This window comes from Thauera mechernichensis, from assembly GCF_029588855.1.
Classification (GTDB): Bacteria; Pseudomonadota; Gammaproteobacteria; order Burkholderiales; family Rhodocyclaceae; genus Thauera; species Thauera mechernichensis.
This window is the reverse complement of sequence record NZ_JARQZE010000007.1, coordinates 15,150-28,088: the sequence shown is the minus strand read 5'-3', so window position 1 is coordinate 28,088 and position 12,939 is coordinate 15,150. Positions and strand designations below refer to the sequence as shown.

At 64.6% G+C, this 12,939-nt stretch carries 10 protein-coding genes; 3 read left to right on the top strand and 7 right to left on the bottom strand.

Features of this window, described 5'->3' with window-relative positions; all coding sequences use genetic code 11:
• Positions 1–126: 126 nt before the first annotated feature.
• The 6 genes from P7F68_RS11260 to ppx form a co-directional block, all read right to left on the bottom strand.
• Positions 127–1,779 carry an acyl-CoA synthetase gene (locus P7F68_RS11260; RefSeq protein ID WP_002937492.1) on the bottom strand — a complete coding sequence of 551 codons (1,653 nt, stop codon included), beginning with the start codon at positions 1,777–1,779 and terminating at the stop codon, positions 127–129.
• 56 nt (positions 1,780–1,835) lie between these two features.
• On the bottom strand, positions 1,836–2,366 hold the full coding sequence (locus P7F68_RS11255) for an ABC-type transport auxiliary lipoprotein family protein (protein WP_277833184.1): 531 nt from the start codon (positions 2,364–2,366) through the stop codon (positions 1,836–1,838).
• A gap of 164 nt (positions 2,367–2,530) precedes the next feature.
• Positions 2,531–3,472, bottom strand: a complete 942-nt coding sequence (locus P7F68_RS11250; RefSeq protein WP_277833182.1) for an MlaD family protein — start codon at positions 3,470–3,472, stop codon at positions 2,531–2,533.
• Between the two features lies 1 nt (position 3,473).
• Positions 3,474–4,268, bottom strand: a complete 795-nt coding sequence (locus tag P7F68_RS11245) for an ABC transporter ATP-binding protein (RefSeq protein ID WP_277833181.1) — start codon at positions 4,266–4,268, stop codon at positions 3,474–3,476.
• Entirely contained in the window at positions 4,265–5,395 is a 1,131-nt protein-coding gene (locus P7F68_RS11240; protein WP_277833179.1) for an MlaE family ABC transporter permease, read from the bottom strand. The genes P7F68_RS11245 and P7F68_RS11240 overlap by 4 nt, the downstream gene beginning before the upstream one ends.
• Before the next feature lie 6 nt (positions 5,396–5,401).
• Positions 5,402–6,904: an exopolyphosphatase gene (ppx, locus tag P7F68_RS11235; protein ID WP_002928970.1), complete on the bottom strand. Its 1,503-nt coding sequence runs from the start codon at positions 6,902–6,904 to the stop codon at positions 5,402–5,404.
• Between the two features lie 188 nt (positions 6,905–7,092).
• Here ppx and ppk1 point away from each other — a divergent pair, with 188 nt between their 5' ends.
• Positions 7,093–9,177 carry a polyphosphate kinase 1 gene (ppk1, locus tag P7F68_RS11230; RefSeq protein ID WP_277833176.1) on the top strand — a complete coding sequence of 695 codons (2,085 nt, stop codon included), beginning with the start codon at positions 7,093–7,095 and terminating at the stop codon, positions 9,175–9,177.
• Positions 9,178–9,182: 5 nt separating this feature from the next.
• Here the strand turns inward: ppk1 and P7F68_RS11225 are convergent, their stop codons facing one another.
• Positions 9,183–11,387, bottom strand: coding sequence for a RelA/SpoT family protein (locus tag P7F68_RS11225; protein ID WP_277833174.1), 2,205 nt, complete (start codon positions 11,385–11,387; stop codon positions 9,183–9,185).
• 140 nt (positions 11,388–11,527) lie between these two features.
• Here P7F68_RS11225 and P7F68_RS11220 point away from each other — a divergent pair, with 140 nt between their 5' ends.
• Positions 11,528–12,310, top strand: a complete 783-nt coding sequence (locus P7F68_RS11220; RefSeq protein ID WP_277833173.1) for a M90 family metallopeptidase — start codon at positions 11,528–11,530, stop codon at positions 12,308–12,310.
• Positions 12,303–12,767 carry a flavodoxin family protein gene (locus P7F68_RS11215; RefSeq protein WP_277833171.1) on the top strand — a complete coding sequence of 155 codons (465 nt, stop codon included), beginning with the start codon at positions 12,303–12,305 and terminating at the stop codon, positions 12,765–12,767. Before P7F68_RS11220 ends, P7F68_RS11215 begins: the two co-directional genes overlap by 8 nt.
• The last annotated feature ends 172 nt before the right edge of the window (positions 12,768–12,939 follow it).

Below are 12,939 nucleotides of genomic sequence, written 5' to 3'. Positions count from 1 at the left end.
TGGGGAACAGTCATCGTTATTTACGTTAACGTCAACGTACACCAATACTACCGCGCACTGTGTCCCAAGGCCATCGTCAAACGCGAGCGGGCATGGATGCGCTCTGCATCCGTGCCCGCCCCTGTGCTACCCGAAGGACGCCGTCGAGCGCGCCTGGTCGCGCAGCACGAATTTCTGGATCTTGCCCGTGGATGTCTTGGGCAGTTCGCCGAAGATGATGCGCTTGGGTACCTTGAAGCCAGCGAGGTGTTCACGGCAGTGGGCAACGAGCGTGTCGGCGGCCACCTCCGCCCCTTCGCGAAGCTCCACGAAGGCGCACGGTACTTCCCCCCATTTGTCGTCGGGCAGTGCCACCACCGCAGCAGCCATGACCGCAGGGTGCTTGTACAACGCATCCTCGACCTCGATCGACGAGATGTTCTCACCACCGGAGATGATGATGTCCTTGGAGCGATCCTTGATCTTGACGTAGCCATCTGGCTGCATCACCGCCAGATCGCCGGTGTGGTACCAGCCGCCGCGGAAAGACTCCGCCGTCGCATCGGGATTCTTGAGATAGCCCTTCATGACCAGGTTGCCGCGGAACATGATCTCGCCCATCGTTTCACCATCCCAGGGCACGGGCTCCATGGTAGCTGGGTCCATGACCGTGATTCCTTCCTGGGCGTGGTAGCGCACGCCCTGCCGGCCATTGAGCGACACCTGCTCGGCCAGCGGTAGTTCGCGCCACTCATCGTGCTTGGCGCACACTGCGGCAGGCCCGTAGGTTTCCGTCAGCCCATACACATGGGTGATGTCGAAGCCGATCTTCGCCATCCCCTCGATCACCGCAGCTGGCGGCGGCGCCGCCGCCACCAGGCCGGACACCTTGTGGTTGATGCCCTTGCGCCATTCCTCGGGCGCATTGGCAAGCATCGAGTGCACGATCGGCGCACCGCAGTAATGCGTGACGCCGTGCTCGCGGATGGCGTCGAAGATGAGTCGCGGATCGACTCGGCGCAGGCACACGTTGACGCCCGCGTTGGCCGCCATCGTCCATGCAAAACACCAGCCGTTGCAGTGGAACATGGGCAGGGTCCACAGATAGACCGCATGCGGCGGCATGCCCCAGGACACGATGTTGGACATCGCATTCAGGTAGGCCCCGCGGTGGTGATACACCACCCCCTTCGGGTTGCCGGTCGTGCCCGAGGTGTAGTTGAGCGAAATGGCGTCCCACTCGTCTGCAGGCTGCTCGAACACGAAATCGGCGCTACCGCCTGCAATCAGTGCCTCATAGTTCATGCGCCCGAGGCATTCGCCCGGCCCTGTGTACTCCGGATCGTCCACATCGATCACCACCAGGTCTGCCCGTCCGGCCAGTTCCACCGCCTTCTTCACCATGCGCGAATACTCGCGGTCGGTGATCAGGACCCTCGCTTCGGCGTGATTGAGGATGAACGCGACCGCCTCTGCGTCCAGGCGGGTGTTGATCGTATTGAGCACCGCCCCACAAGCCGGCACGCCAAAATGGCATTCGAACATCTCGGGGGTGTTGTTGAGGATCGCAGCAACGGTGTCGCCCTTACCGATGCCCAATTGCTTCAGGGCCGACGCCAGGCGGCGGCAGCGCACATAGCTCTCGCGCCAGGTGTAGCGGCGCGCGCCGTGGATGACCGCGACGCGCTCGGGATAGACGTAGGCACTGCGCTCGATGAAGGTTAGCGGCGTCAGCGGCACGTAGTTCGCCACGGTCTTCTCAAGCCCTTGTGCGTAGGGCGACAGTCTCGTCTCGCTCATCTCGTCTCCTTATGGTGGTTCCCCGCCCTGCTCAGCCAGGCGCGGGTTGCCGTTACTCAAGCGCTGCAGCGGCCTGCCGCATTCAACGCTCCGTCCTCGCCGCGGTCAAGCGCCGCGAGCCAGGCGACAATCTCGGCCACCACCCTGTCGGTGGCGACGCGTAAGGCCTCGGCGCCGGCGCTGGCATCTGCCCGCGACGCATCGGCGCTCCCGCTGAACTCGCGCATCGCGACCGCTGTCTCGCTGCGAGATGGATAGAGCGCAGCACGCAGGACGATGCGCGCATGGCTGCGCTCCGTGGTCGCGAATTCCTGGATGAACTCGTCCACATCGACATGCAGGCGACAACGCCCTGGCGCTGCCGCGGGCTGCAGCGCGCGCTGCAGGTTCAGACCCAGCATGGCTGCCGGTGGCGATACCCAGCGGCTCTCGGCATAGGCACGCCGACGCCCCGGATCGTTCCAGGCCAGGCGGTACTGCATTGCTGTCGTCTCGAGCCATGGGGGACTCGCCACCTCGATCCGCGCAGGCACGAGCGCAGGTCTGACCGCGGCAGACGCCCCGAGGCCAAGCTCGTAGAGCGCCATCGGCCTCGGCTGCAAAGAGAATCCTCCACACCCGGCAAGCGCCAGCAGCAGTAGGCCGGCAAGCCAACAGCGGCCATCAGGCACGATGCACGAAAAGAATGCTGCATACCTCAAGTCAAGATCCCCATCGTCAAGGCCCGGCCCTCGCATGTTCTTGTTCCCAATCAACGCCCGTTGGAAAAGCCCGCTTCTCCGGGCCCCGGCTCGGTGGCGGGACGTCCCGTCAGCAGCACCTGCGGCGTACTGTCGACCTCCTCGACCAATCTGCTGATCCGCCGCGAGGTTGCACTCAAGTCGCGCAGCAGCTCGTTGAGTTGGGGCAGCGTCCCTTCGAGCAAGCCGTCGCTGGCCGCGACCGCCGCCTGATCGACGCGTACCGCCATGGTATCCAGCCGACGGAGAAGCTGGCGGAGTTCGCCGAGCGTAGGTGCGACTTCTGCACTGGTCCGTTCAAGGCTTGCCAGCAGGCCGGACAGCGCAGCCAGGTTGGCCGGGCTGAAGGCGCTGCGGACGCTGTGCAGCGTCTGCGGCATCTCGGCCAGGCTGCGGTCGAAGCCAGAGGCAGCGCTCTCGATGCTGGACAGTGCGGCGCGCACTCGACCAAGCGTGTCATCATCAAGAAGGACCGCCATGCGCTCGCTCACCCGTTGAAACTGCCCGACCATCTCGAGCGCGCGCTCGGCGAGCACGTCAAGCAGCCCTGGCTGCAATTCGATGCGTGGCGGCAAGCCGGAAGCCTCCACCAAAGGCAGCGGCTCACCGCCGCGGTCATCGAGCTGGACATACGCCAATCCGGTGACACCGAGCGTGCCCAAGCTTGCCCGTGCTCCCCGCGTCAGCGGCAGATCGCGTGTAACGCGCACGTGCACCAGCACGTTGCGCGAGTCATCGGGGTCTATATGAACACTGCTGACCGCCCCTACCGCCAAGCCGCGAAAGCGCACCCTGGACTGCGCCCCCAGGCCGTTGATGTCGCCTTGCGCAACCAGCACCAGTTCGCGCACCGGTTCGCGCTCCTGGGAGAACCACCACAGTGCCAATGCGATACCTGCCCCGAGGATCAGCGCGAACAGCCCGGCAGCCAGTGCATGCGCACGATTCTCCATGTCAATTTGCTCCAGTCGCGCGCGCCAAGGCCCGCTGTCCTTGCGCACCGCGGAAAAAGCGCTCGATGAAGGGGTGATCCACGCGCAGCGTCTCCTCCAGCGGGGCATAGCTCAGTATGCGCCGATCGGCAAGTACCGCAACCTTGCTCGCCATCGCTGCCAGGGTATCGAGATCGTGTGTGATCAGCACCACGGTCAGCCCCAGATCGCCATGCAGCGCCCGGATCAGGCGCACGAATGAGGCGCTGCGCTCAGGATCGAGCCCTGCAGTCGGCTCGTCGAGCAGCAGCAGCTCAGGCTCGAGCGCCAACGCACGCGCGAGCGCAGCACGCTTGACCATGCCACCGGAGAGCTCAGCCGGCATCAGCACGGAATGCTCGGGCTCCATCTCCACCATGGCGAGCTTGAGCGCGACGAGATCGTCGATCTCTGCAGCACTCATGACGCCCAGCTCGCGCATCGGAAAGGCGATGTTTTCGCCAACCGTGAAGGCCGAAAACAATGCGCCCTGTTGGAACAGAACCCCGAACCGACGCTGGCGCGCAAGTCGCGCGCTCCTGTCGCCTGCTTGCAGCAGTTCGCCGAACAGTTGCACCGTACCGGCTGCGGGCCGGGTCAGGCCTATGATGTGGCGCAGCAAGGTCGTCTTGCCACTGCCCGAGCCTCCCACCAGGGCGACGATCTCGCCTCGGGCCACGTCGAGATCCAGCCCTTCGTGCACAACGTTGCGACCGAAGCGGGTTGTAATTCCACGCAGGGAAACGACTGTGGCGGGCGAGCTTGCTGGCGGGTTCATCCTGGGATCCCGATCGACTTGGTGGCGATTGCGAACAGCGCGTCAACCAGGATTACCGCCGTGATCGCCGTCACAACCGAAGCCGTGGTGTTCGCCGACAGGCTCTCGGTATTGGGCTTTACGCGCAGCCCGAAGTGGCAGGCGACAAGGGCGATCAAGACACCGAACACCGCGCCCTTGGAGAGGCCTATATAGACATTCGCGACCGGCACGGCATCAGGTAGCGCGTCTACGAAGTAACGCAAGCTCAGGTCGAGTTCCACCCAGGCCGACACCCAGCCGCCCAACAGCGCAATGGTCGAGGTCCACAGTACCAGCAGCGGCATCACAAGGCCGAGCGCGATCACCTTGGGCAACACCAGGCGCAGCGAGCACGACACCCCCATGGCGGCGAGCGCATCGATCTCCTCGGTCACCCGCATCACCCCCAACTGTGCGGTCATCGCCGACCCCGAGCGGCCCGCCACGAGCACCGAAACCAGCACCGGCCCCAGTTCTCGAATGATTCCCAGGCCCAGGATATTAACGATGAACACGTCCGCGCCGAACACCTTGAGCTGGAGTGAAGACAGATAGGACAACACAACGCCGATCAGGAAGCCCACCAGCGCAGTCACCGGCATGGCCTTGACGCCGACCTTGTGCACGTTTGCGGAGATCTCGAGCCAAGGCCAGTCGCGCGGGTGGCGCAAGACGTGCAGCAGGTCGAGGAAGATCTGTCCGAGCAGGACAACGAAGTCCCGCACATGCGCCAGGAACGCGATCAGTGCACTGCCGAGCGCCACCACCGCATCGATTGGCGTGAAAACCGACCGTTGCGGCAGCGGCCGTTCCGCGCTGCGTGCGACGCGCTCCAGGGTTTGACGATGCGCCGGGCGCAGGCTGAGTTGCGTCGGCCAGCGCCGCCCCCAGGCCTGCCAAAGCAGGGTCGCCCCAAAGCTGTCCAGCCGTTCGACCGCTTCGAGACTCCAGGCCGCATCGGCGGACGCCATGCGCAACTGCCGGCGCAGTCCGGGCAACTGCGGCCCCAGCGCACGCAAGGTCCAGTCACCGCTCAACCGGGCCGAGGCGGGCGTCAGCACCAGGCTGCCGCCTTGTCGCGCTTCTGCCTGGCCACCGGGACTCATGAGCGCTTATGCGGTGGCGCCGCGTACGCTCAGTGCGCGCACGTAAAGCCCGCGCCCAAGCCCCATCCATTGGCGCTGCTCCTCGTTGAGCGCGGCCGCGGTCAATGGCAGCTTCTGCAGCCACCCTGGCGCTGCCGTCACCGAGAACCCCCTGCCCTCCCGCTTCATGGTGATCGGCGGCAGACCACGGGCGTCGCGGGCGCGATGGATGACAACGGCCAGGCGCAGGCAGGCAATCAGCATCCAGTCCGAACTGCCTGCATCGATTGAAGCCACCCGTTCGAGCTTGCCTCGGTGCGCCAGCACCAGGCGCGCCAGGCGTGCCTGGTCCATGCGCGAAAAACCAGGCATGTCGGCATTGGCCACGATGTAGGCGCTGTGCTTGTGATAGCTCGAGTGCGCGACCGAGATCCCGATCTCGTGCACCAGCGCGGCCCAGCGCAGGAAACGTCGGTCCGGGTGCTCTGGGTCCGTCATTGCCGGCTCGAGCTGGCCCAGCAGGTGGCAGGCGGTATCTGCCACCTGCTGGGCCTGGCGCAGATCGACGCCGTAACGACGCACGAAGGCGCTGATCGTCGCGTCGCGCAGGTCATGGTGGTGGTAACGGCCAAGCAGGTCATACAGCACGCCGAGACGCAGGGCCCCCTCGGAGAACAGCATGTGCTCGAGCTCGAACTCCTTGAACACAGCGCTCATGATGGCAAATCCGCCCAGGATCACTGGCAGGCGGTCGCCCTTGAGGCCTGCGAGGTCGATCGCATCGAGGCGACCTGCGCGCAAGAGCACGGCCTTGAGCTGCTCGAGGCCGTCGCGAGTAATCCCCCCCGAAGAGAAGCCGTTCTGCTCCAGGATCTCAACCAGCGCCTTCGCGGTACCGCTTGAGCCCACGGCCTCCTCCCAGCCGGTGTCGCGATAGGTCTGGGAGATGGTCTGCAATTCGCGCCGCGCTGCCAGTTCGGCCTCGCGGAACGCACGCTTGTCGATCTGGCCATCAGGGAAAAAACGCAGGCTATAGCCGACACAGCCCATGTAGCGCGACTCGAGCAAGGCCGGCTCGAAGCTCTTGCCGATGATGAACTCGGTGGAACCACCACCGATATCTACGACCAGCTGCTGCTTGTGCGGGTCGGGCAAGGTATGCGCAACCCCGACATAGATCAGGCGCGCTTCCTCGCGGCCCGCGATCACCTCGATCGGAAAGCCGAGTGCCGCTTCGGCACGGATGAGGAAATCGGTCGCGTTCTTCGCCACGCGCAAGGTGTTGGTGGCGACCGCACGCACCCGGGTAGGTGGAAAATCACGCAGGCGCTCGTGGAAGCGTTGCAGCGCCGCGACGCCACGCTGCTGAGAAGCGAGATCAAGCTTCTTGTCGGGAGAAAGGCCGGCGGCCAGGCGCACGGCCTCCTTGAGGCCGTCCAGCGGATAGATCTGGTCATTGACGATGCGGCCCACCTGCAGCCGGAAACTGTTGGAACCCAGGTCGATTGCCGCGATGAGATCTTGCATCATGCTTTAGGAAACTGACGCCACCGGCGCCGGAAGTGCGGATTCTAGCACCGCGCCGCGTTGCATCAGGGGCCATTCGTTTCGCCCCAACACATGGCGCAAACCATGCCGCACAAGGGCTGCGCGTTGTCATGTTCCCGCAACGAAAGTGTCACATAATCATGAATGCCGCATCTCGTTCAGGACGCCCCATGCCCCAGTTCAATCGCACCTCCATGCAGTACCCGGCCGATCATTTCCTCAACCGCGAACTGTCCCTGCTGCAATTCCAGCGCCGCGTCCTGGCGCAGGCGGCCGACCCGACCGTTCCCCTGCTCGAACGCCTGCGTTTCCTGTGCATCGTGTCGAGCAATCTCGATGAGTTCTTCGAGATCCGCGTCTCCGGCATCAAGGAACAGATCCGTATCGGCAGCCGGCAGTCGGGCGAGGACGGCATCACGCCATCCGACCTGCTCGCACGCGTCAGCGACGAGGTGCACGAGATCATCTCCGAGCAGTACGAACTGCTCAACGACGACATCCTGCCCGCACTCGAAAACGAAGGCGTGGTCTTTCTGCGCCGCAGCCTATGGACCGAGGCCCAGCGTGACTGGATCGAGGACTACTTCGTGCGCGAGGTGATGCCGGTCCTGACCCCGGTCGGTCTCGATCCTGCCCACCCGTTCCCGCGTGTGCTCAACAAGAGCCTGAACTTCGCGGTCGAGCTCGAAGGTCGCGACGCCTTCGGCCGCGACTCGGGTGCCGCCATCGTGCAGGCGCCGCGTGCGCTGCCGCGCGTGATCAGGCTGCCGCGAGAAATTTCAACGCAAGAGTACACCTTCGTATTCCTGTCCTCGGTGCTGCATGCCCACGTCGCCAAGTTGTTTGCAGGCATGCAGGTGCTCGGCTGCTACCAGTTCCGCGTCACCCGCAATTCCGACCTGTTCGTGGATGAGGAAGAGGTGAAGGATCTGCGCGCATCGCTCAAGGGCGAACTCCAGCAGCGTCATTTCGGCGACGCGGTGCGCCTTGAGGTGGCCGACAACTGCTCGGATGAAATGGCCAGCTTCCTGCTGCAGCATTTTCATCTCACGCCCAGCGACCTTTATCGCGCGCCCGGCATCGTCAACCTCGTCCGCCTGATGCAGGTGCCCGACTGGGTCGAGCGCGCCGACCTCAAGTACCACGCCTTCGTGCCCGGTCTTCCGAGAGGTCTCGACAAGCGCCGCCAGATCTTCACGGCGATCCGCAACGGCGACATCCTGCTCCATCACCCTTTCCAGAGCTTCGCCCCGGTCATTGAAATGCTGCGCGCTGCGGCTGACGACCCCCAGGTGCTGGCGATCAAGATGACGGTGTACCGGACCGGGACGGATTCGGTGCTCATGGAGCACCTGGCGCGTGCGGCGCAAAAGGGCAAGGAAGTCACCGTCGTGCTCGAACTCATGGCGCGCTTCGACGAAGAGGCTAACATCACCTTGGCCAACCGCCTCGAGGAAGTCGGCGCCCATGTGGTGTATGGCGTCTTCGGCTACAAGACCCATGCCAAGCTGCTGATGGTCGTGCGACGCGAGGAAGACGGTCTGCGCCACTACGTACATCTGGGCACAGGCAACTACCATCCGCGCACCACCCGCTTCTATACCGACTTCGGCCTCATGACCTGCAACAAGGAGATCGGCGAGGACGTCGCAGCGGTCTTTACCCAGCTGACCGGACTTGGGCGCGCCACGGAACTGCGCCACCTCTGGCAAGCACCGTTTTCGCTCCAACCCAACGTGGTGGCCGCGATTCGCCGAGAAGCCGAGATCGCCCGCGCCGGCCGGCGCGGACGCATCATCACCAAGATGAACGCACTGCTCGAGCCGGAAACGATCGAGGCGCTCTACGAAGCGTCGCAAGCCGGTGTCGAGGTGGACCTGATCATCCGTGGCCCCTGCGCGCTGCGCCCCGGCGTGCCCGGCTTGTCGGAGAACATACGCGTGCGCTCGGTCGTCGGGCGTTTCCTGGAGCACCACCGCATCTTCCACTTCCACGCCGACGGCGAAGACCTGGTGTACCTGTCCAGCGCCGACTGGATGGACCGCAACTTCTTCCGTCGCATCGAGATCGCCTTCCCGGTGCTGGACCCGCGCCTGAAGCGCCGCGTGATGAAGGAAGGCCTGCGCCCCTACCTCGGCGACAATTGCCAGGCCTGGGAAATGCAGCCCAGCGGCAGCTACCGGCGCAAGCATCCGCGCAGCGTACGCCGTGCGGCCCAGCTCATCCTGCTCAATGAACTCGCAGCCAGCAGCTGAGCGGCCTACTTGCGTTGCGCGTCGATCACCCCGGACACCTCACGGATCAGGGTGGTCGCGCGCTGCATCTGCTTTACGCCGCCCACCTCCATCGTGAAGCGCATGTAGGCCGTACCCTTCTTGGTCAGGGTATTGACGGCAATCACGTTGAGCTTCTCGCGTGACAGCACTTCGGAGATGTCGCGCAGCAAGCCCTGGCGGTCGATTGCCTGCACGACGATATCCACCTGATAGAGCGCCGTACGGCTATCGTTTGCACGCTCGCCCCAGTCGGCGGCGATGACGCGCTCGGGGTGCTTGGCCGCAAGTTGCTGGAAATCGTGACAATCGACACGATGGATCGAAATGCCCCGACCGCGGGTGACGAAACCCTCGATCGCATCGGGCGGCGCCGGTTTGCAGCAGCGTGACAGCGAAGTCATGAGCTTGCCGACCCCGACGATCAGGATCTTGTCCTGGTTGTCGCCCGAGCGACTGCGGCTGACGACGAATGCTTCCTCCTCGCTGGGCGCAGCCACAGGTGCCGTGCCCTCGCGCAGCGCAGTCTGCACTGCACGCGGTCCGACCTCGCCCCGACCTGCCGCCAGGAAGAGCGCCTCAGCGTTCTTGAAGCCCATGCGCTCGGCCAGCCCGTCGATGTTGGCCTGGGCGTGGCCATCGCGCTGCATCTCCTTGGTCACGAAACTGCGGCCGCGCGCCAGCAAGTCTTCTTCATCGAGCTGAGCGAAGTACTGCTTGATCTTGGAGCGCGCGCGCGAGGTGGCCACATAGGCCTGGCGGGCGTCGAGCCAGTCGCGTGACGGCCCGCCCTCGCGCGCCGACACGATTTCCACGGTCTGACCGCTCTCGAGCGCCGTGTTGAGCGGCACCAGGTGGCCGTCCACCTTGGCGCCGCGGCAACGGTGCCCTAGGTCGGTATGCAGCCGGTAGGCGAAATCGACCGGCGTCGCCCCACGCGGCAGGTCGACCACCTTGCCCTGGGGTGTCAGTACATACAGCGTGTCGTCAAGCGACGCGCGCTTGAACTGCTCCATCCATTGCGCGGAATCGGTGACCTCGTCGCGCCAGGACAACAGGTTCCGCAACAGCGCAATCTTCTCGTCGTAGTCGCCGCCGTCGCGCGCCCCTTCCTTGTAGCGCCAATGGGCTGCAACGCCCAGTTCGGCGTGCTTGTGCATATCGTGGGTGCGAATCTGCACCTCGAGCGCGCGCCCGTCACCGGCCAGTACCGCCGTATGCAGCGACTGATAATTGTTGCCCTTGGGCTTGGTGATGTAGTCGTCGAACTCCTGCGCAATCGGCTGCCATATCTGGTGGACGAAACCGAGCACGGTGTAGCAGTCGCGCACGTCATTCACGAGCACCCGTAGCGCCCTGATGTCGAACACCTGCGAGAAATCGAGCCGCTTCTTGCGCATCTTGTTGTAAATGCTGTAGATGTGCTTGGCTCGACCGGTAATCTCGGCCTCGATGCCAACGGCAGACAACTCGCGCTTGAGCCGCTCGATGGCGTCCTGGATGAACTGCTCGCGCTCGACCCGGCGTTCGTCCAGCATCTTCGCGATGCGCTTGTAGGTGTCGGGCTCGATGAAGCGGAACGAAAGGTCCTCGAGTTCCCACTTGATCTGCCAGACGCCCAGGCGATTGGCGAGCGGTGCGTAAATGTCGAGGCTCTCGCGGGCAACGTCCACACGCGCCTCGCCAGGCAGCTCGGTGTAGTAGCGCAGCGTCTGCGTGCGCGACGCGAGCCGCACCATCACCACGCGGATGTCCTCCACCATGGCCAGCAGCATCTTGCGCAGTACTTCGGTCTGGGCGCGGATCTCGGGCGCTGACGCGGTTGCCGTCATGCGTGTGAGTACGCGCAGGCCGTTGAGGCGATGCAGTCCGCGGACGAGGGCGGAAACCTCACTGCCGAAGCGGGCGCCGACCTCCTCGACCGGGTCCTCGAGCTCCTCCCACACCGCAAACAGCAGCGCAGCCAGTCGCGTCTCGAGATCCATGCGCAGCGACGCGGTGATCAGCGCCGCACCGATCGCATGCGTCCAGGTGGATTCTCCGGTGCCCAGCACCTTGTCTTCGTAAAGGTCGGCAATCCAGTCGAGCGCAGACTGGATCTGGCCGCGGCCAGCCTCATCCAGGCCGGTGGCGAGCATGTCGAGGGGAGCCGCGGTGTCGCCCGGGGCGATGGCGTGAGTGACGGAAACCATGGCGTCGGATTATCCCACATCGGCTGGCTGCAGATGCAGAAGCGGCAGCGCTCTGCCCCCTTCCTTTCAATCGGCGCCGCGGCTGTGCCATCATCGGCGCACCACGACAAGCGCCCGACCCACTCGGCAGACACACTTCGATGCTCGACCGCATCCGCAGCCTGTTCGGACTCCGACACAAACAGCGTGCCATCCAGCCCGCACAGTGGGCGAGTGTCGAGGCCCGCCTTCCCTTCCTCGGCTTCCTGCCCGCTGCAGAGCGCGAGCGCCTGCGCTCGCTCGCGCTCGACTTTCTGGCGACGAAGGAGTTCCACGGCGCCCATGGCCTGCAACTGGACGACGATACCTTGCTCGCGATCGCACTGCAGGCCTGCCTGCCGATCCTCAACACCGGGCTCCAGGCCTACGCCAACTGGGTGGGTGTCGTCATTTATCCAGGCGACATTCTCATCCCACGCAGTGAGTTTGACGATGCCGGCGTCCTGCACGAGTACGACGACGAGGTCCTGGGCGAGGCCTGGGAAGGAGGGCCGGTGCTGATCGCCTGGTTCGAGCATGGCGAACAGCCTGCCGGCATCAATGTGGTGATCCACGAGTTCGCCCACAAGCTGGACATGGAGAACGGCGGCGTTGACGGCCTGCCCCAGCTGCGGCCCGGCATGTCGCGCGCAGTCTGGGCGGACGCCTTCTCGAAGGCCTATGAAGACTTCTGCGCAGACGTCGATCTTGGTCGCCCTTGCGCCGTCGACCCCTATGGTGCCGACAGCCCGGGGGAGTTCTTCGCCGTGGTTTCCGAGGCTTTCTTCGAAACCCCTTGTGTGTTGCAGGCGCGCTTCCCAGCGGTCTATGAGCAGCTCAGGCAGCTGTACCAGCTCGACCCTGCGGCCGGCGAGCGCGCGGCCGGACAAAGCCAGCATGACTGAACACAAGCACCTGCTGATCGTCTATCACACCCAGAGCGGCAATACCGGCCAGCTTGCGCAAGCCGTGCTGCGCGGGGCAGGCCAGGTCGCCGAGGTCGATACCGTGCTGATGCGGGCCTTCGACGCCGGCACCGAAGATCTGCTCCGCTGCGACGGTCTGTTGCTTGGTACCCCGGAGAACTTCGGCTACATGTCCGGCGCGCTCAAGGATTTCTTCGACCGCACCTACTACCCGTGCGAAGGCAAGCTCACCGGTCTGCCCTACGCCGTCTTCGTCAGCGCAGGCAACGATGGCACCGGCGCGGTGCGTGAAATAGGGCGCATCGCCAACGGCTACGGCTGGAAGCAGGTCGCCGAAGCGCTGATCGTGCGCAAGTCGATCACGCCACAGGCACTGACCGACGCCGAGGAACTCGGCGAAGCCATGGCCGCAGGCCTGTCGATGGGCGTGTTCTGAAACGGCGGCCCGACGGCGCACCGCCACGGATATGACGTTCGCCATTCCAGCGGGCAAGGGTGACGTTTTCGCAAAGTGAAAGCCGCATTCATCAAACGGTAACAACTCCATTTGGCAGACCCCGATTTCGTGTCCTAAGCTGAAAGCGCGTATGCCCTTCGGGCCCGGCCCG